General features: G+C 42.9%; 17 protein-coding genes. 4 read left to right on the top strand and 13 right to left on the bottom strand.

Going from position 1 to position 19,318, the window contains the following annotated elements; translation table 11 throughout:
- Positions 1 to 169: 169 nt before the first annotated feature.
- A complete protein-coding gene (locus tag BOD01S_RS15075) occupies positions 170 to 1,123 on the top strand; it encodes an AI-2E family transporter (protein ID WP_036156253.1) in 954 nt (317 codons plus the stop codon).
- Here BOD01S_RS15075 and BOD01S_RS15070 read toward each other — a convergent pair.
- From BOD01S_RS15070 to BOD01S_RS15035, 8 genes are all read right to left on the bottom strand, one after another.
- Positions 1,107 to 1,496, bottom strand: coding sequence for an FxsA family protein (locus BOD01S_RS15070; RefSeq protein ID WP_036156251.1), 390 nt, complete (start codon positions 1,494 to 1,496; stop codon positions 1,107 to 1,109). The two genes, BOD01S_RS15075 and BOD01S_RS15070, sit on opposite strands and share 17 nt — an antisense overlap.
- A gap of 201 nt (positions 1,497 to 1,697) precedes the next feature.
- Positions 1,698 to 3,458: a pyruvate kinase gene (pyk, locus tag BOD01S_RS15065; protein ID WP_036156248.1), complete on the bottom strand. Its 1,761-nt coding sequence runs from the start codon at positions 3,456 to 3,458 to the stop codon at positions 1,698 to 1,700.
- 23 nt (positions 3,459 to 3,481) lie between these two features.
- Positions 3,482 to 4,441 carry a 6-phosphofructokinase gene (pfkA, locus tag BOD01S_RS15060; protein ID WP_036156246.1) on the bottom strand — a complete coding sequence of 320 codons (960 nt, stop codon included), beginning with the start codon at positions 4,439 to 4,441 and terminating at the stop codon, positions 3,482 to 3,484.
- 425 nt (positions 4,442 to 4,866) lie between these two features.
- Positions 4,867 to 5,823: an acetyl-CoA carboxylase carboxyltransferase subunit alpha gene (locus tag BOD01S_RS15055; RefSeq protein WP_036156244.1), complete on the bottom strand. Its 957-nt coding sequence runs from the start codon at positions 5,821 to 5,823 to the stop codon at positions 4,867 to 4,869.
- Positions 5,816 to 6,682: an acetyl-CoA carboxylase, carboxyltransferase subunit beta gene (gene accD / locus BOD01S_RS15050; RefSeq protein WP_036156242.1), complete on the bottom strand. Its 867-nt coding sequence runs from the start codon at positions 6,680 to 6,682 to the stop codon at positions 5,816 to 5,818. Before accD ends, BOD01S_RS15055 begins: the two co-directional genes overlap by 8 nt.
- Positions 6,683 to 6,695: 13 nt before the next feature.
- Positions 6,696 to 7,349, bottom strand: coding sequence for a FadR/GntR family transcriptional regulator (locus tag BOD01S_RS15045; protein ID WP_244887321.1), 654 nt, complete (start codon positions 7,347 to 7,349; stop codon positions 6,696 to 6,698).
- 103 nt (positions 7,350 to 7,452) lie between these two features.
- Positions 7,453 to 10,545, bottom strand: a complete 3,093-nt coding sequence (dnaE, locus tag BOD01S_RS15040) for a DNA polymerase III subunit alpha (RefSeq protein ID WP_036156238.1) — start codon at positions 10,543 to 10,545, stop codon at positions 7,453 to 7,455.
- A gap of 16 nt (positions 10,546 to 10,561) precedes the next feature.
- On the bottom strand, positions 10,562 to 11,506 hold the full coding sequence (locus tag BOD01S_RS15035) for a DHH family phosphoesterase (RefSeq protein WP_036156236.1): 945 nt from the start codon (positions 11,504 to 11,506) through the stop codon (positions 10,562 to 10,564).
- A gap of 93 nt (positions 11,507 to 11,599) precedes the next feature.
- Here BOD01S_RS15035 and BOD01S_RS15030 point away from each other — a divergent pair, with 93 nt between their 5' ends.
- Entirely contained in the window at positions 11,600 to 11,911 is a 312-nt protein-coding gene (locus tag BOD01S_RS15030) for a YtpI family protein (protein WP_036156234.1), read from the top strand.
- Between the two features lie 105 nt (positions 11,912 to 12,016).
- Here the strand turns inward: BOD01S_RS15030 and BOD01S_RS15025 are convergent, their stop codons facing one another.
- Both BOD01S_RS15025 and BOD01S_RS15020 read right to left on the bottom strand, forming a co-directional pair.
- A complete protein-coding gene (locus BOD01S_RS15025; protein ID WP_036156233.1) occupies positions 12,017 to 13,324 on the bottom strand; it encodes a DRTGG domain-containing protein in 1,308 nt (435 codons plus the stop codon).
- Between the two features lie 197 nt (positions 13,325 to 13,521).
- Complete coding sequence (locus BOD01S_RS15020; protein ID WP_036156231.1) at positions 13,522 to 14,205, bottom strand: metal-dependent hydrolase; 684 nt, start codon at positions 14,203 to 14,205, stop codon at positions 13,522 to 13,524.
- Between the two features lie 116 nt (positions 14,206 to 14,321).
- Between BOD01S_RS15020 and BOD01S_RS15015 the strand changes: the two genes are divergently transcribed.
- The gene (locus BOD01S_RS15015; protein WP_036156229.1) at positions 14,322 to 15,416 is read left to right on the top strand and encodes a M24 family metallopeptidase; all 1,095 of its coding nucleotides are present in this window, start codon (positions 14,322 to 14,324) and stop codon (positions 15,414 to 15,416) included.
- Between the two features lie 146 nt (positions 15,417 to 15,562).
- Here the strand turns inward: BOD01S_RS15015 and BOD01S_RS15010 are convergent, their stop codons facing one another.
- Both BOD01S_RS15010 and ald read right to left on the bottom strand, forming a co-directional pair.
- Positions 15,563 to 16,333: an ABC transporter ATP-binding protein gene (locus tag BOD01S_RS15010; RefSeq protein WP_036156227.1), complete on the bottom strand. Its 771-nt coding sequence runs from the start codon at positions 16,331 to 16,333 to the stop codon at positions 15,563 to 15,565.
- Entirely contained in the window at positions 16,330 to 17,463 is a 1,134-nt protein-coding gene (gene ald / locus BOD01S_RS15005; protein ID WP_036156224.1) for an alanine dehydrogenase, read from the bottom strand. Before ald ends, BOD01S_RS15010 begins: the two co-directional genes overlap by 4 nt.
- A gap of 271 nt (positions 17,464 to 17,734) precedes the next feature.
- On the opposite strand from ald, the gene BOD01S_RS15000 reads away from it, so the two are divergent.
- Complete coding sequence (locus BOD01S_RS15000) at positions 17,735 to 18,181, top strand: universal stress protein (RefSeq protein ID WP_036156223.1); 447 nt, start codon at positions 17,735 to 17,737, stop codon at positions 18,179 to 18,181.
- A 200-nt stretch (positions 18,182 to 18,381) separates the two neighbouring features.
- Here BOD01S_RS15000 and BOD01S_RS14995 read toward each other — a convergent pair whose 3' ends face one another.
- Positions 18,382 to 19,308, bottom strand: coding sequence for a class I SAM-dependent methyltransferase (locus tag BOD01S_RS14995; protein WP_036156220.1), 927 nt, complete (start codon positions 19,306 to 19,308; stop codon positions 18,382 to 18,384).
- Positions 19,309 to 19,318 lie beyond the last annotated feature (10 nt).

Genomic DNA, 19,318 nt, shown 5'->3' with positions numbered 1-19,318 from the left:
ATAAGTAAATCGCTTACATGTACCATTATAATCAATTTTGACGGCTTTGTGAATGAAAAGGAACTAACTTAAGAAAAACGCGCATGACATATAAAAATAGTGCTTTAGAGAGAAATTCAAGATTCGAACGAGATATACCCAACATAAAATAGAGGTGAGCTGTTTTTAAATGAATAATTTATTTAACTTTTCCTACGAAAGCACTAAGAAAATTGCACTTCTTTTGTCATATTTACTACTTATGATTGTCGTTTCCCCTATTACGCTCGGCATATTTTTCGCTACTTTATTTCATCCATTTTTGCTCTTCTTTTATAAGAAGCTGCGTATTCCATACGTGTTGGTAGTATTTTTCACCACCATCTCTTTCTTTTACGGAATGTATTTTTTAGTCCGCTTTATAATCGATAGCTTTATAATCGTTTTTCCACAAATTCAGGAGCTTGTAAATAGCGATATTTTTTCGCATCCAATATTGCAGGCAATGATGGAAGCTGCTTTATCAGCTGTAGACCAAATAGCTTCTGTCGGTATTAACCTCACGAAAGAGCTTTTCAGCTATTTCTTTGAGGTAATCATCTTTATTATGGCCTTCTACTTTTCATTGTTTGAAAGTAAAAGGGACAGGTACTGGTTTTTCATCTATACCCCAAAATCGGTACGACAAACGTGGAAAAGCTATTTTGAACGCGCTATGCATCTATTTACTACTTTCTTATATGTAGAAATCCGGCTGCTGATAGTAACGTTTTTACTATTAGTACTCGGCTTTTGGCTGCTTGGATTCAGTTTCCCTTGGCAAAAGGCCTTCTTTATCGCTTTGGCAGATTGCCTGCCGTTCTTCGGGATTGGCCTTATCCTTGTGCCTTTAGCCATTTATTTCTATATAGTGGATAAAGTTATTCTATGTATTGCAATCATCGTCTTGTATATCTTTATCCAAACAACAAGGCAGCTAACCGAATCCTATCTATGGGCGTCCACTTTCCATGTTCGGACAATCCATACATTTTTCATCAGCGCCGCCTCTGTTTTATTATTCGGCTTTTACGGTATTTTACTAAGCCCATTCTTTTTGCTGCTTGCCGTAAAGCTTAAGGAAAAATCTATCTTTGCACGATAATTGTATGATGGTTTTTCATTTTTTTGCGCAGCCACATAAAAATAAGCGGCTTGAAAAGATTACGCGTTGTAGAGGTTAGCATCAGCAATCCGACAATATCCGATAAAAAACCAGGCAGTACAAGCAGTACAGCTCCTATAAACATCATAAACGCTTCCATAAGCGCAATACCAGGGGCTTGTCCATTTGCAATCGAACGCTGAATTTCCTTTAAAGACTCGCTACCTCGTTTTTTTAACAGGTACACTCCAAGAACACTTGTAGCGATCAGCAGTAATAGAGTCGGAAATACACCGAGCCAATTGCCCACCACGATAATCGCTGCTATTTCCGCCAAGACAAAAGCAATGAATACTATAAAGAGATTCCTCATTTTCTTCACCCCCTACTATATACGAGTCAGCCGTTAAAAAGTTTCATGTACAACTTTTTATTATAGGTATGATTGAATAAAACCCCGTCATGCAAGGAGAATAAACAAATAAAGCCTCTGGAAAGACGAAGCTTTCAAGAGGCTCTATTTTTTGTTCTGTATTTTTTATGAGCGTTGCTTTTGCAGATGCTCTTTTATTTCTTAAAGAACGCTTGCATGACCTTTATAAATGACGCCTGTTTCTGCATCCATCGTAATTTCCTGCCCATGTCTGATAAGAGTTGTTGCTTCCTTCACTCCGACGATGACCGGGATGCCTAGACTTAAGCCGACAACAGCAGCATGACTTGTCAATCCGCCTTCTTCGGCGATAATTCCTGCACAATTTTCAATTGCCGGCATCATTTCACGATCAGAGCCCACTGTTACTAAAATGCATCCTTCTGTCTCATAGGCTAATGCTTCACCGGCATTTTTTGCTATTACTGCTTTTCCTACAACCGACGCTTTCCCAACACCTTGTCCACGCGCTAAAAGGTCGCCAATGATATGCACTTTCATCAAGTTGGTCGTTCCTGCTTCACCAACCGGAACACCTGCCGTAATAACTACTGCATCGCCGTGGTTTACATATCCGTGTTTTAATGATTCGTCAACAGCAAGCTCCAGAATTTCATCCGTTGTCTGCACACGCTCGCATACAATCGGCTGCACGCCCCACACAAGTGTCAGCATCTGCGCTGTATTGACCGAACCGGTAACAGCTACAATCGGCACGCCCGGACGATATTTTGCAATCATTTTTGCGGTATTCCCACTTTCTGTAGGAGCAAGCACTGCCTTAACATTCAGATTAATAGAAGTGTACGCTACAGCCTGGGAGATAGCCTCCGTCATATTTGCTTCTTTTTCACGGCTGCGCTCAGATACAATTTGACGGTAGTTCAATGCCTGTTCTGTACGGTCGGCAATTTTATACATCGTCTGTACGGACTCAAGTGGATAAAGACCTGCCGCTGTCTCTCCTGAAAGCATAATCGCATCTGTCCCATCCATAATGGCATTCGCTACATCGGATGCTTCTGCACGTGTCGGGCGGGGATTACGCTGCATAGAATCGAGCATTTGTGTAGCTGTGATTACCGGCTTGCCCACCTGGTTGCACTTTTTGATCAAGGATTTTTGCACAAGCGGCACTTCTTCTGCCGGAATCTCTACCCCTAGGTCACCCCTTGCCACCATTAGACCGTCAGACACCTCGATAATCGCATCAATATTGTCTACGCCTTCCTGGTTTTCAATTTTAGGGATAATTTGAATATGCGAGCCGTTATTTTGCTCTAATAATTCCCGGATTTCAAGTACATCCTTCGCTGTACGGACAAAAGATGCAGCAATAAAATCGACGCCTTGTTCAATACCGAAAAGAATATCCTGTGCATCCTTTTCTGTAATACCAGGCAATTTAATCGCAACGCCCGGTACATTCACGCCTTTTTTATTTTTTAAAACGCCGGCATTTTCAACAATTGTATGGATCAAACCGCGCTCCAAATCTTTTGCCAGTACACGAAGCTCAATCAACCCGTCATCCAGTAAAATAATATCGTTTTGGTCTACATCCTCGATTAATTGTTCATAAGTTACCGAAAATACACTTTCATTTCCGACAACTTCCTTCATCGAAATATCGATTACTTGTCCTGTGACAAGGTGGAGCTCACCGTTTTCCATCGTATGCGTACGGATTTCCGGCCCCTTTGTATCCAGCAGAATTCCCACCGGTTTCCCTACTTTTTCTGCTGCATCACGAATCGACGCAATACGAATTGCATGCTCTTCATGCGACCCGTGTGAAAAGTTAAGGCGCGCTACATTCATCCCTGCTTTAATAAGCTGCTCAAGCATTTCTGGTGATTCACTAGCTGGTCCAATTGTACAAACAATTTTTGTTTTTCTCATATAACATCCGCTCCGTTTTCATCTTAGATAGACAATTCTTTTGATAATGTATATAAACTGAGGTCTGCTTTATGATTACCCTCATAAGCTTCCCTTAATCCATAATCAACAATTGTATGGTTTCTAATACCGACAGCCCGGCCACTTCCGCCTTCTAACAACACCTCTACTGCTTTTGCTCCAAGGCGCCCTGCGAGAACCCTGTCCTGTGCGGATGGGGCTCCTCCACGTTGGATATGTCCAAGCACTGAAACACGGATTTGGATCCCTGTTTTTTCTTCAAGAATTTTAGCCAATTTATGCCCGGGCATTACGCCTTCAGCGACTATTATAATGCTATGTTTTTTGCTACGTGCCGCTCCACGTTCAAGACGGGCAATAATTTCTTCCAGGTCATATTCTTCTTCCGGAATCAATACTGATTCAGCTCCGGCAGCTAGCCCGGCCCATAAAGCAATATCTCCGGCCGCACGCCCCATTACTTCTACAATAAAGGTATTTTCATGGCTTGTCGCTGTATCGCGGATTTTATCGATTGCATCAATAACCGTATTAAGGGCCGTATCAAAACCAATTGTATATTCAGTACCTGCAATGTCATTATCGATTGTACCCGGAATCCCTACACAAGGAAACCCTTTTTCCGTCAATTGCATTGCCCCGCGGTATGAGCCATCGCCGCCAATGACGACGAGCCCTTCTATACCCTGCTCTCGCATATTTTCAATTGCTTTAAGTTGATACTCGTCTTCTTTGAATTCCGGAAAACGGGCTGAGTATAATTTTGTTCCGCCACGTTGGATAATCCCGCCTACTGCTCCTAAATCCAGCAGTTCAAAATTCCCTTTATATAACCCCTCAAAGCCGTGATAGACACCAACTACTTCCACACCGTGAAAGCGTGCCTTCCGGACAACAGCACGAATGGCGGCGTTCATGCCCGGTGCATCCCCACCACTTGTCAAAACGGCAATTTTTTTCATCTGCTGTATCCTCCTGTCAGAATGGTTTGCTAGTAAAACATTACCATGAATACGCAATCTATGTAAGTAGCACGCACAACAATGTACATTCCTTTTACATTATAAATAAAAAAGGATATGGATATCTTGGCTGTGATCGGCGTAGACACCTGTTCCCCGGCAGTCTTGCCATATGTGCTGCAGTTGCCCGCCTTGTATGTACATGTATTTTTCCAGAGACTTTTGGAGCCCTGAATTTTCACACCTTCTATTTTTTTTAGAAAAACATGACTCGCGCGGGAGGCACGAGTCGCTGTCTTCTATAATGATCGGAAAAGCGAGGTTTTTTCGCCTGTTAAAAAGAATAAAGGATGCGTATTCACATCCTTTACTCTTTATTACTTTTTCCAAAACAAGCTAATTTATACAGGTGTTTGATAATGATTCTATATTTCTTCGTATTCGCCGATCTGTTTAAATTTCTCGTATCTTGCTTCAACAAGCTGTTCTGGAGACAACTTATTCAGCTCAGCCAGCGTATCAGCTATGCATTCCTGCATTGTAAGGGCCTGTTTGGAAATATTACGGTGTGCACCGCCCGCCACTTCCGGAATAATCCCGTCAATGATCCCCATTCCCTTTAAGTCCATCGCGGTAATTTTCATCGCTTCAGCCGCCTGCTTAGCCAACGCGGCGTCTTTCCATAAAATCGAAGCTGCCCCCTCCGGCGAGATGACGGAATAAGTAGAGTTTTCCAGCATGAGAATTTTATTGGCGACTCCTAGCGCAAGGGCACCCCCGCTCCCGCCTTCGCCAATAACAATACTAATGACCGGTACCCGTAGACCTGCCATCTCAAATAGATTTCTGGCGATTGCTTCACTTTGTCCGCGCTCCTCTGCAGCCTTACCAGGATATGCTCCTTTTGTATCGATAAAACATATAATCGGTCGATTGAACTTTTCCGCCTGCTTCATTAGACGAAGTGCCTTTCTGTAGCCTTCTGGATGCGGCATCCCAAAATTCCGGCGAATATTTTCCTTCGTTGTTTTCCCCCGCTGATGGCCGATAATGGTAATCGGCTGGCCGTTAAATGAGGCAATGCCTCCTACAATGGCAGCGTCATCACCATAGACACGATCGCCGTGCAATTCAATAAAATGCTCAAACAGCAATCCGATATAGTCTAACGTTGTCGGGCGTTCCGGATGTCTTGCTACCTGGACGCGGTCCCATGGCTCCATATTGCTGTATATGCTTTGCTCCAACTGGAATAATCGTTCCTCCAGCTTGCCAATTTCTCCATTCATATCAACGTCTGCCGTTTCGGCAATCTGTTTTAGCTCTTCAATTTTTTCCCGCAGCTTAATGACGGGCTCTTCAAATGCCATTGGTTTAGACATGGGATACATCCCCCTTCACATGTAGCTTCACTAGCATTGCAACCTTTTCCCGCATTTCATGGCGATGGAAAATAGCGTCAAGCTGCCCATGGGCAAGCAAAAACTCTGCTGTTTGGAAATCTTCCGGCAGTTTTTCCCGCACCGTCTGCTCAATGACCCGGCGGCCGGCAAAACCAATTAATGCCTGCGGTTCTGCAATATTATAGTCTCCAATAGAAGCGAAGCTGGCCGATACACCACCTGTTGTTGGATGTGTCAAAATCGAAATATATAGCAGCCCTTCCTCGCTATGCCGCTTTAATGCTACGCTTGTTTTTGCCATTTGCATAAGCGATAATACACCTTCTTGCATCCGGGCACCGCCGCTTGCTGTAAAGATGATGAATGGCACACGTTCTTCTGTTGCCCGTTCAATAGCGCGTGTAATTTTTTCCCCTACCACAGAACCCATCGATCCCATGCGGAAATGCGAATCCATTACCGCCACAATAACATCTTGCCCCTGCAATTTGCCTTTCCCTGTAAGAACAGCCTCATTAAGCCCTGTCTTTTTCATATCCACCTGCACCTTATCAACATATGCCGGAAATTGAAGTGGATTTGTTGTTTGAAGATGGTCATCAAAACTCTCGAATGTTCCTTCATCTAAAAAAACAGCGATTCGTTCACTTGCTGTCATTTTTAAATGATGCTGACAGCTTGGACAAACCTTCTGATTTTGCTGAAACTCTTTTGTTAAATGAATTTTTCGGCATTCAGGACATTTCATCATTAAACCTTCGGGAAATACCTTCTCATCCCTTGGCTGAATTACGACCGAACGCTTTTTTGTTTTAGAAAATAGATTACGAATTGCCATACAACTTCCCCCTTTATATCTGGCCTATCCATTCGTTGTAAGCTTCTATTGCTTCCTCTGTATAGCCCATTTGCATCGATTTTATCAAGATTTGCAGTGCCTCCTTTTCCGACACTGTCACCCGATCCTTTAATGATGTCATACTATATGCATGGAGCTGAATCCATATTTTAAGGCTTAACCGGTTCCCTGCTGCAATGACACATTCGCGTAAAATAGCAGCTCTTTTTACTTCCTGCTGCAGTTCAATTTGGGCAAATAGACTATCCCAAATAGGCAGATTTCTTAATTCTTTTTCTGCACATATAATGCGTATCGCTTCTCGTTCATGCATTTCTCTTGTCGCATGCACATCCTTCTGGGACTTTTCTTCCCGTAGGATAAAAGAAGACAGGATTTCGACAAGCTGGTGCCCGCCAACATCTGCTAAAAATGTTCCACCACCGTGCCTTGATTCAATCAGCCCAAGCAGTTCTAAACTTCTGAGAGCCTCCCTTACAGAGGATCTCGAAGCATTTAGCCTCTCACATAACACACGTTCAGAAGGCAACTTATCGCCCGGCTGAATTCGCTGTTCCATAATCAGCTCTCTTAGCTGCTTCACTATCTGCAAAAACATTTTTTTCGCCGGCTTTTGCTCCAACGTCATCACCTCACTATCATCCACAAAAAGTGGTCTGACCAGTTCACTATTTTCAGCATACAAAAACTTGTCTGGAATGTAAAGAAAAAATCGTACAGTAACCTGTACGATTTTTTCTCTAAAATGATTAAAGCATAATATCTATCTGTTTCACTTTTAGCTGCGGTTTATTAAACCGATATTCAAGGAAGCCTTCTACAAAAATAAATGCATCCTCTTTCAGCCTGCCCATTATGTGATTATATTCCTTAGGAAAAAGCGTTAATGACACTCCGCCGAATTCATCCTCTAATTGTGCAAAAGCCATCAATTCTCCCTTTTTCGTACGCAGCTGACGCACCTCTGTAATCATTCCGATACATTTTACATAACTGTTTGGCTTCATGTAACGCATTGTTTGCACTGTAGCATTTACTTTTGGAGCTCGCTGCCGGAGCTTTGTCACAGGATGCTCGGATAAATAAAAGCCCAGCACTTCCTTTTCAAACTGAAGCTTATTTTTTTCAGGTATCGGTTCAACCTGTACATGTTTTGGTTTTCCAAATACTAGGAACGAATCCGAAAACAAGTCCTCCCCTTCATTCGGACGAACAAGCTCTGCCTGTTTTACTGCTGCGTCTATTGTAGCCAGCAGTACAGCGCGGTCCCGTCCAAATTCATCTAATGCTCCCGCCTTGATCAGCGGTTCCACGGCTTTTCGATTAAACGTAGCAGCACTCAATGAAACAGCTAAATCAAATAAATCCTCGAACGGCTGCTGGCGTTCATTCCTTACAGCAAGCAGCTTTTGAAGGAATGGCTGCGGTACTCCCTTAATAGCGGATAGACTAAAACGTATACGTCCATTTTCTACTTTAAAATGCCGGGCTGATTTGTGAATGGACGGCGGCAGCACCTCAATCCCTCTTTGCTTTGCCTCAAGCAAAATTTGCGCAAGCTTGTCTTGATTTCCCGTTGCATTCGTCATTAGAGCTGCATAGAAATTCACCGGATAATTTGCCTTTAAATAAGCAAGCTGATAGGAAATCATACTATAGGCAACCGCATGACTTTTCGGGAAGCCATAATCAGCAAAACGTACTATCAGCGCATAGATATTTTCCGCTGTTTTTGCATCATGCCCTTGACGCAAAGCCCCATTTACAAAGTGAGCACGCTCCTGCTCCAAAATCTCCCTGTTTTTCTTACTGACAGCGCGTCTTAACAAATCCGCCTCACCTATTGTAAAACCAGCAAAGAGATGAGCAATACGCATAATTTGCTCTTGGTAGACAATCACACCGTATGTCTCGCTTAATATCGGTTCAAGAACCGGGTGGGGCATCTTTACCTGCTCTATTCCATGCTTACGCCTTGCATATACAGGAATAAAATCCATCGGGCCGGGACGATACAAAGCATTGACAGCGACAATATCTAAAAAGTGAGTCGGCTTAATTTCACGCAGTGCCCCCCTCATACCTTCTGATTCCAACTGAAAGATACCCGATGTATCTCCGACAGCAAGCAATCGGAAAGTTTTTTCGTCATCCATCGGTAAACGGTTCAAGTCAATTGCCATATTATGCGTATAGGAGATAGATCGGCAAATCTGTTCAAGAATCGTCAAATTGCGCAAGCCTAAAAAGTCCATTTTTAAAAGACCGCTCTTTTCCACATCCTGCATCGGCCACTGTGTCAAATAGACACCTTCGTGTCCTTCCTCAATCGGGATTACATCAACAAGCGGAACAGGACTCAGCACGACTCCGGCAGCATGGGTAGACGCATTCCGCGGCAATCCTTCTAGTGCCTGGGCAGCAGCAAACCACTGCATCCTGATTTCCTGCTGCCCTATCCAATCACGAAGAGGTTGTGAATCTGCATATGCCTGTGCAAGCGTTATCCCATGGCGGTTAGGGATCAGCTTTGAAATCATTTCAAGTGTCTCATTCTCAAAATTAAACATGCGGGCGACATCACGGGCAACAGCCTTTGCCGATAAAGTACCAAACGTAATAATTTGTGCTACATACTGCTTGCCATATTTCTGCGCTACATACTCAATTACTTCCTGGCGTCTTGTATCAACAAAGTCAATATCAATATCCGGCAGAGAAACACGTTCCGGGTTTAAAAAACGTTCAAACAACAGATCATATTGTAAAGGATTTACTTGTGTAATTTGAAGGGCGTACGCTACAAGGGAACTAGCCGATGATCCGCGTCCCGGTCCTGTGAGAATATGTGCCTCTCTTGCAAACCGCATGAAATCCTCGACAATCAAAAAGTAATCTGCATATCCCATTGTGTAAATGATTTGCAGTTCATATTGCAGACGCTCTATATAAAGAGACGGCAATTCAGCCAATTGCAGACGTGCTTTCAAACCCGAAACCGCATGCTCGTGTAGCACGTCTTCTGCTGTCTTTCCTTCCTCTACAGGGAACTTTGGCATAAAGGTCTGTCCAAATGTTAGGTCTACCTGACATCCTAACAGCAGCTCCCTTGTGTTGTTCATCCACTCTTCCCGTCCTGCAAAAAGAGTTGTAAATTCTTCGGCTGTCGGCACAAATTGATGCTTTGTTTTGTTTCCATGCAATGATTCACCTAGCTTTACCCCTGTCTCAATGGCACGGGCTACTTCATAAGAGAAATGATCCTCAGGACGTAGGAAGGTACTTTCATGGAGGATGACTATTTGGCTGTTTAACTCCCCCGCTTTCTGCACAGCTATCTGTTCTTCTGGAAAAGCCCCACCTTTTCGGGATATTCCTATATATAAATTAGACCGAAACAGCTGTTTCAGCTCTCTTAAAAACCCCTCCGCTTCCGCGTGCAGCCAGCTGCTATGGTTATCCATGGCCGGGATAACAGCCACACAGCCAGTTGCGTATGCTGCGAGCCAGCGCCATGGCAGTAATTCGTCTGAACGGATCGCTACTGAACTGCTGATTTTCAATAAGCTTTGATAGCCTGCATTATCTTTTGCATAAAGGACAAGCGGAAGTACAATTTCCTCTGTAAATTGAACACGTACTGACAGCCCAATGACTGCGTGAATCCCCGCCTCTTTTGTTGCATGCCAAAAAGGCAAAAGCCCGTACAATTTGGAATTTACGATTGCACAAGCTTCTGCCTTTTGCTGTTGTAAAAAAGGAATGAGGGCTTCCATACGAATGGTACTTTTTAATAAATCGGCGCTTGTCCGTATTTGTGGATAAACAATTGGCACCACCATTTCGTCCCTCCTTGTATTATTGATGAGTACGGCAAATTTCCGTTAAGTCTGCAATGACCTGTTCTGCCTGCTGCCATGTTGCAACAGATGCACCTGAAGCTAACGGGTGGCCGCCACCATTATATTTTTTCGCCAATTGATTGATAATCGGCCCTTTCGAACGAAGGCGTACACGAATCGATGTCTCCTCTTCTATAAAGAAAACCCATGCACAAATGCCTTTGACATTCCCAAGCGAACCAACGAGCAAGGAAGTTTCTGAAGGGGTTACATCGAATTCCTTTAACACATCCTTCGTTATTTTTATATAAGCTGCTCCATACTCATCCATAATGAAATGCTGATAAATATATCCCTGTAAATTCAGCAGCTTGCGGTCCATTTCATACATACCATCATAAACAGCATTCCGGTCAAAATTATACTGAATGAGATGACCTGCCGTTTCAAATGTTTTAAGAGTAGCACTCGGGAATAGGAAACGTCCTGTATCGCCTACAATTCCCGCAAATAGCAAACGGGCTGCCTCGTCTGAGAGCGTCCATCCTTTATAAACTTTACCTTCTTCAAATAAATCATAAATCATTTCAGAGCAGGAGCTTGCTGTCGTATCTACCCATAATAAGTCTCCATACTGATCATCATTTGGATGATGGTCAATTTTGATCAGAAAATCGCCTTTTGTATAGCGCTGATCATCAATGCGTTCTGTATTCGCCGTATCAGTTACGATGACAAGAGCTTGATGAAACGCCTCGTCTTCAATACATTCAGGTGTACGCAAAAATGTTAATGATTCATCATGCTCCCCGACTGTATGGACAATCTTCTCCGGATAATTATGTTTAATCATTTCTGCTAGTCCAAACTGGGAACCGTATGCATCCGGATCCGGCCGTACATGCCGATGAATAATGATATGATCATATTTCTCAATTGTGTCAATGATTTGTCGTTTCAAGACGATTCCTCCTACTACGCAGTGAATTCCATTCGCAATTTTTTTACAAAGCCGGTACAATAATAACAGCTTTGCTTTTAACTGGGGGTCACTATGAATATATTGAATTTTTTATTTGTTGCAGGTATCATTTTATCTTTCGTTGCTTACTTCTATTATAAAACGAAACAGTTCCGTTCAACACTACCTATCCGAAAAAAATGGTATACGGCGAAGGCCGGTACCGCTCTTGGCATTTTTATGATTTTCTTCGGTTTGAATGTGACAATCATCTATCCAACCTTCGTAGGCTATGCTGTTGCTGTTGTCTTTGTCATTATAGGCGTAGGAATGGCAGTCAATAACTATAAACGTACACGTCATGAAGGGCAATTTGTTGAAGAGGAATATAGGCTGAACCAGTAACTTGGAAAGAAGAGGGGCAACTTGCCGCCTCTTTTTTTGATGTAGATAAAAGGACAGAGCTTTCCAATCTCCATAAAAAATGTCTCACATAAATGACTCTGCCACTTACCGCTCTAATAGCTGGAACATCATCATTGCCTTCCCTACGAGGACCGTGCCATTAAACACTTCAAAATCCATTTTTACGAATTTACGGCTCATATCTAAAATGCGCGGCTTTACTGTCAGCACACTTTCCATCTGGACTGGTTTAATAAAGTAAATGGTCATATTTTCCGCCACTGCATCACCACGTTTTCGGCGTTTCAATGCAAACGACCCTACCTCAGACAGCAGTGTTGTAAAAGCTCCATATGAAAGAGCCCCGAATTGATTAGTCATCTGCGGCGTTACAGTGAATTCCACCATTACTTCCTCATCACCAATGACCCTCATCTCATTTTTTACTAAATCATCAATTGTCTCTCCATGCTGCGGCTGACGTTGCGCTGTTTGGATTGCCTTTAACACATCCTGACGGCTGATGACCCCTTGCAAAATACCGTCATCATTTACTACCGGAATAAGATCAATTCCTTCCCAAATCATCCGGTGACCAGCTGAAGCAACACTTGTTTTCATCGAAGCAGCAATTGGATTTTTTGTCATCACCTTTTCAATCGCTTCATCATCTTCTTTTCCAATGACGTCTTTTGATGTAATCATCCCGACCAGTTTGTTTTGGGGTGTCACAACCGGGAAAGCCCCATGAGTCGTTGATGCATTCTTCTTGCGGAAATGCATAATCGTCTGGTCGCTGCGCAGTACTGCAGTATTTTCAAGAGGAATATAAACATCCTCGATGAGTAATATATCCTTTTTAATCAATTGGTCATATATAGCACGATTGATCATGGTAGCTACCGAAAACGTATCATAACTTGTAGATATAATCGGCAATTCCAGCTTGTCTGCCAGGCGCTTATTTTCATCGGTCGTATCAAAGCCTCCTGTAATAAGTACCGCTGCTCCCGCTGTCAAAGCATGCTCATGTGCCTGCGTCCGGTTACCGACAATTAATAAACTTCCCGCATCTGTATAACGCATCATATCTTCAAGCTTCATAGCTCCAATAACGAATTTCGTCAACGTTTTATGCAGGCCATCTTTCCCGCCAAGTACTTGACCATCTATAATATTGACGATTTCCGCAAACGTCAATCGTTCAATGTTTTCCTTTTTTTTCTTTTCGATACGGATTGTCCCAACCCGTTCGATTGAACTTACCAGCCTGCGATTCTCCGCTTCCTTGATCGCACGGTAAGCCGTTCCCTCACTCACTTGCATTTCCTTTGCAATTTGACGTACCGAAATCTTGTCTCCTACCGGTAACGATTCAATATATTGCAAAATCTTTTCATGTTTTGTTGACACAATATCACCTATTCCTCATCATTCATTCCTGCCATTAGTGTACCATATTTCTACATTTTGTTACGAAAATTTAAAGTTGCCCCCATAACTTCTTTCTTTTCATTTCTTTATCCTATCTTTGCCCCCGCTGTAATAAAAAATGCTGAAAAAGCCTGTATTACGGCCTTTCCAGCTCTTATTCGCACAATTACCTATGCCTATTTAAATGTAACAAATTCGCCAGCCTGCAGAATCTGAACATCCGCCTCTTCCACTAAATCGGCGAACTTTTGCGGGTCTACCTCGATTGGCGGGAATGTATTGTAATGAACAGGAACTACGATTTTCGGCTTTATCAATGACACCGCATACGCGGCATCTTCCGGTCCCATTGTGAAATTATCACCGATCGGAATAAACAGCACATCAACCGGATGCCGCTCACCTATTAGCTTCATATCCGAAAATAGCGCTGTATCGCCCGCATGGTAGATTGTCTTGCCTTTAGCTGTAAAAAGAATCCCTGCAGGCATCCCTGTATAAATGATTTCATTATTAGGTGTTGTATATGAGGAACCGTGAAATGCCTGTGTGAATTTCACTTTTCCGAAATCGAACTGACGTGCTCCCCCAATATGCATCGGATGAGTATTCAAGCCTTGCCAGCCGAGATACACTGCCAATTCATTCGGTGCCACTACAAGTGCACCACTCGCCTTAGCAATTTCCACCGTATCCCCGACATGGTCATTATGACCGTGCGTTAATAAAATGACATCCGGTTTTTGATCCTCTACCTTCAAATCTGTTAATTCGTTTCCATTGATGAATGGGTCAATTAAAATCGTTTTTCCTTCTGTTTCAATTTTTACAACAGAATGACCATGGTACGAAATTTTCATCAAAACCCTCCTTCAAACTATTTCTCACTCACTTTACTTCGACAATAATGCAGAAAATCCTTTTTTCTGCTATGCTTTTTAATGCCATTCATAAATAATCGCTAGGAGGATTTATTTTGACGAAACTACAACAATTACAAGGTTTTTTAAAAGAGAAGCATATAGACGCTGCGCTTATTACGATGCCTGACAATGTATTTTACTTTTCAGGTTTTTTAAGCGAGCCACATGAGAGATTACTTGGCGTCATGGTATTCCAGGAAGCAGAACCGTTTTTAATTTGCCCGCAAATGGAAGTTCCGGATGCGGTAGCAGCAGGCTGGTCATTTGAAACAATCGGGCATTTAGATACGGAAAATGCTTGGGATAAAGTGGCACAGGCTGTGGCAAAACGCAGTATCACAATGCGTTCTCTTGCAATCGAAAAATCGCATTTAACAGTAGAGCGCCTGGAAGAACTGGCTGCCCATTATCCTGATGCACGATTTGAGCGTCTGGATGATCAAATTAATGCTATGCGCGTTATTAAATCCAGCGAGGAACTAGAAAAAATGCGCAAGGCAGCGGAACTGGCGGATTACGCTGTCCAAGTCGGCTGTGAGGCTCTTACAGAGGGCAAGACAGAATTAGAAGTGTTAAATGAGATTGAATCTGCTGTAAAAGCAAAAGGCTACTCAATGAGCTTCGATACAATGGTGCTTGCAGGTGAGAAGTCGGCTTCTCCACATGGTGTACCAGGCAACCGGAAAATCAAACGGGGCGATATGGTTTTATTCGATCTTGGTGTCATTTACGAAGGATACTGCTCTGATATTACACGAACAGTGGCATTCGGAGAAATAAACGAGGCCCAGCGCGCAATCTATGATGCTGTCTTAAAAGCGAATGAAGATGCCATTGCAGCGGTCAAACCAGGAGTGCGTGCGATGGATTTGGACAAAATAGCACGCGATACGATTGCCGATGCTGGCTACGGCGACTATTTCCCACACCGGTTAGGACATGGACTTGGTATTTCTGTTCATGAATTCCCTTCTATCACAGGCGTAAATGAACTGCCTATGGAAGAAGGTATGGTCTTTACTATCGAGCCAGGCATTTACAAAGCGGATGTAACAGGTGTACGTATTGAAGATGATGTAGTAGTGACAAAAGACGGAGTGGAAATATTAACAAAATTCCCTAAAGAGTTAATGGTCATCCAGCGATAAAAGAGGTATTTTCTCACTTTTGACGGTGTCTCATATACGAAGCCGTCATTTTCCTATGAATTGGTGGAAGCCTTCGGGGAGCTTAGCCTTCCCAACTAAAAAACGAGTGGAGCACTTACCGTCTCCCCTCGTTTTTTATTAGCTTGCTATTTCACTGCAACCCACGCTCTTCCATTTTCCAACTGGACTGCAACGTCATGATTAAAAAATGAAGATAATGTCCGTTGATTCAGCAACATGGCACTTTCTCCTTGTGCAAATACCCGGCCATCCCGCATAAGCAAAGTATGAGTAAAGCAGGGCAGGATTTCTTCAACATGGTGGGTAACATATAGGATCGTCACATTACCAGCCTCCGCTACCTCACTAATTATGTGCAGCAAGTGCTCTCTTTCGATCAAATCCAGCCCTGTACATGGCTCGTCTAAAATAAGTAATTTCGGCTTTGCCATCATGGCGCGGGCAATTTGCACCCGTTGCCGCTCACCTTGCGATAAGTATTCAAATGGACAATTCGCAAGATGGACGATGCCGAAGCGGTCCATCATCTGTACACCTTCTGCAATCTCTGCTTCGGAGACTGATTCAAATAAACGGATAGCTCCGTATGCCCCGCTCAGCACAATTTCTATAGCTGGATCACGACGGTCAAATTCCTCGATCATGGCAGCACTCACCCAGCCGATAGATTTGCGGACCTCGCGGATGTCTGTCCTACCAAACGTTTCACCAAATACCTGCACGGAGCCTTCATTCGGCCAAAGATAGCCATTGATCACCTTCAGCAATGTTGTTTTACCACTGCCATTTAGTCCTAGGACAGCCCAATGCTCTCCAGCTTGTACCTCCCACGTAACATCCTGTAGAATAGTTTTTCCGTTTCGATAGAGGTGTAGCTCTTTTAATAGGATGGTCATGATAACCCAGCTAAACGATTGATTACATCGATAGCCGGTGTATAAGTTAATCCTTGCGCATCAGCAACAGCTTCATATACAAGCTCTCCGTCCACTGTATTCAAACCAAGCTGCAGCGCCGGATTTTGTGTACATGCACGGATAAAGCCTTTATTGGCGATTTCAAGCGCATACGGTACTGTATTATTTGTTAACGCAATTGTAGACGTACGAGGAACAGCACCAGGCATATTCGCTACAGCATAATGTACAACACCATGCTTCACATATACAGGATCATCATGTGTTGTGACACGGTCGCTCGTTTCGAAAATTCCGCCTTGGTCGATAGCAATATCAACAACAACTGATCCAGGCTGCATACTTTGGATCATTTCCTCTGTTACAAGCTTCGGTGCTTTTGCTCCCGGAATTAATACCGCACCAATGACAAGATCAGAAGTGCGAACACTTTCTGCAATATTGAACGGATTCGACATTAACGTTTGTACATCATTACCAAACAGATCATCCAATTGGCGGAGACGCTCTGCACTTAAATCGATAATTGTCACATTCGCTCCCATACCGACCGCAATTTTTGCAGCATTTGTTCCGGCAATACCTCCCCCAATAATCGTCACTTTTGCACGCGGTACCCCAGCAACACCACCAAGAAGGATTCCTTTTCCACCCTCTAGTTTTTCCAAGTATTGGGCACCGATTTGTGTAGCCATTTTCCCTGCTACTTCACTCATCGGCGTAAGTAATGGCAATGACCGGTTGGCAAGCTGTACTGTTTCATAAGCAATACCAACAACCTTTTTATCAAGTAATGCCTTTGTTAGCTCCGGCTCAGGTGCCAAGTGTAAATAAGTGAATAATATCAGCCCCTCATGGAAATAAGCAAACTCACTTTCTAATGGCTCTTTTACCTTCATTACCATTTCGGCATCCCAAGCTTCAGCGGCCGTACTGACAATTGTTGCACCGGCACGTTTATAATCTTCATCTGTGAAGGAAGAACCTGCCCCCGCTCCCGCTTCAATAATTACTTCATGTCCTACACCCGTAAGCGTCATTACACCAGCCGGCGTCATTGCTACACGGTATTCATTGTTTTTAATTTCCTTTGGAACTCCAATTTTCATCCATTAGCCCTCCCCTGTTGACGACAGTTAATTTGTCACATCCATTGTATCATTTTATACAAATTTAGTAAGCCAATAATTCAGAACTTTGAAAAACAATTTTTTATTTGTTTCGCTGCTTATTTATTAAGGAATATACAAGTAAAAGCAAAAAAAATTCATATAAACTACAGAATTCATGTGAACAAAATGCCATTTTTTTCTTACTGGCTATTTTATTTTTATTGCTTTTGATACAATGAATTTATACAGATAAAGGAGGAAATGGAATATGGCAAACCATTATAAAAGCATTGTAGTTGCAGTAGACGGCTCTAAAGAAGCTGAATATGCGTTCCGTAAATCAATCGATGTAGCAAAACGTAATATTGGATGTACATTGAACCTCGTAAATGTAATCGACACTCGTTCATTCGCAGCAATCGAAGCATATGACCGTTCTATCGCTGAACGTGCTCAGCAGCATGCCGAAGAATTACTAAATGGATATAAAGCACAAGCAGAAGCAGAAGGTGTTGAAAACGTAAAAGTAATTATCGAATACGGATCACCAAAAAACATCATTACGAAGGACTTATCAAGCCTTGTAAATGCTGATCTTATCGTTTGCGGTGCTACTGGCCTTAATGCTGTAGAGCGTTTCCTAATCGGCTCCGTATCGGAAGCAATTGTACGCTCTGCTAAATGTGATGTACTTGTCATCCGGACTCCCGAGTGATTTTTCTTTTCTACTAAACTAAAAATACCTGACAAAAAGAGCTTTCTTAACGAAAGCTCTTTTTCATCTGGCCTTCCTATGACAATTTTGATAATATCCTTATTATTTTTACGCATCGCGACATAACGGCGGTGACCGTAAGAAGCTTTCCAATATGAAATTCCCATAAAAAAACCGCCTCTTTAAGAGACGGTTCCCGCTTATTTATTTTTCTTCCATAGCTGTACTTTTTGGAAGAACATCGCCAATGCTTCTTTATTGGCCATATTCGGAACTTTAGCAAGCAACACTTCCCGAGGCGCCTTTAGCTCTGTGCCCTGCTTTTGTAAAATAAGAATACTCTTCTCATGGGCACGAGAGGCAAACATTCCCTCTGGCAGCTGGATAACAGCTTGAATCCATGCATGCTTTTTAATGAATTGATGTAAGTCCTTTGCCTGTTCTGACTCAAATAATGCAGCCGGAATAAGGAAGAACAAATAGCCGCCTTCCTTTGTATGATTCAAAGACTGTTCAATAAATAAGTGGTGTGAATAGCTCATTCCTTCTGCCGCACATAGCTCATAGTCAAGTGCCACCTCTTCATTCGGATAGTAGCCGACTGGTAAATCACATACAACGGCATCTACAGGGTCTACTAGAAGAGCTTCCAGCGCATCCTGGCGATACAGCGAAACGGGCTGCTCTATTAAATCAGCTGTTGCTGCTGCTAAACGAATAAGCAGTTCATCTACTTCGACACCTGTTGCTGATATTTTTCCATCCAGCGCATTCATCACCGTAAACATCAAGTTTCCTGTACCAAGAGCTAAATCCGCTACGGAAATCGCCCCATCTTTTAGCGTTTCCTCATAAAACTGTTCTACAAAATAGCTTACGAGCAGCCCCAATGTATCAGGTGTCATTTGATGATTAGGCTGTGTATTCTTCCGCATTCCCTTTAATATCGCAATTTGAATGGCCTTGCGCATATCTTCTTTTGTGGCACCTTCCACATGCCATGAAAATTTCCCATCAAGTGTGCCTTCAAGCATCGCAAGTACTCCATCTAGATAGGTCATATCCTGCTGTTCGAATTTTTCCGCCTGCTCATTCACAATCGTAAAAATCTGTTCAAACTTTTCCATCCATAACTTC

The sequence above is a fragment of the Lysinibacillus odysseyi 34hs-1 = NBRC 100172 genome, from assembly GCF_001591965.1.
In the GTDB taxonomy this organism is placed as follows: domain Bacteria; phylum Bacillota; class Bacilli; order Bacillales_A; family Planococcaceae; genus Lysinibacillus_B; species Lysinibacillus_B odysseyi.
The sequence above is the reverse complement of the archived record's forward strand: the minus strand, read 5'-3'. Positions and strand labels throughout refer to the sequence as shown.

What these genes read in the sequence shown, in the direction of transcription:
- accD (WP_036156242.1), bottom strand. Translation starts at nt 6,682, where the DNA reads ATGGCAATTCGTAATCTATTTTCTAAAACAAAAAAGCGTTCGGTCGTA.
- BOD01S_RS15070 (WP_036156251.1), bottom strand. Translation starts at nt 1,496, where the DNA reads ATGAGGAATCTCTTTATAGTATTCATTGCTTTTGTCTTGGCGGAAATA.
- BOD01S_RS15055 (WP_036156244.1), bottom strand. Translation starts at nt 5,823, where the DNA reads ATGTCTAAACCAATGGCATTTGAAGAGCCCGTCATTAAGCTGCGGGAA.
- BOD01S_RS15020 (WP_036156231.1), bottom strand. Translation starts at nt 14,205, where the DNA reads ATGAAAATTTCGTACCATGGTCATTCTGTTGTAAAAATTGAAACAGAA.
- BOD01S_RS15030 (WP_036156234.1), top strand. Translation starts at nt 11,600, where the DNA reads ATGAATATATTGAATTTTTTATTTGTTGCAGGTATCATTTTATCTTTC.
- BOD01S_RS14995 (WP_036156220.1), bottom strand. Translation starts at nt 19,308, where the DNA reads ATGGAAAAGTTTGAACAGATTTTTACGATTGTGAATGAGCAGGCGGAA.
- pfkA (WP_036156246.1), bottom strand. Translation starts at nt 4,441, where the DNA reads ATGAAAAAAATTGCCGTTTTGACAAGTGGTGGGGATGCACCGGGCATG.
- BOD01S_RS15000 (WP_036156223.1), top strand. Translation starts at nt 17,735, where the DNA reads ATGGCAAACCATTATAAAAGCATTGTAGTTGCAGTAGACGGCTCTAAA.
- pyk (WP_036156248.1), bottom strand. Translation starts at nt 3,458, where the DNA reads ATGAGAAAAACAAAAATTGTTTGTACAATTGGACCAGCTAGTGAATCA.
- BOD01S_RS15075 (WP_036156253.1), top strand. Translation starts at nt 170, where the DNA reads ATGAATAATTTATTTAACTTTTCCTACGAAAGCACTAAGAAAATTGCA.
- ald (WP_036156224.1), bottom strand. Translation starts at nt 17,463, where the DNA reads ATGAAAATTGGAGTTCCAAAGGAAATTAAAAACAATGAATACCGTGTA.
- dnaE (WP_036156238.1), bottom strand. Translation starts at nt 10,545, where the DNA reads ATGGTGGTGCCAATTGTTTATCCACAAATACGGACAAGCGCCGATTTA.
- BOD01S_RS15010 (WP_036156227.1), bottom strand. Translation starts at nt 16,333, where the DNA reads ATGACCATCCTATTAAAAGAGCTACACCTCTATCGAAACGGAAAAACT.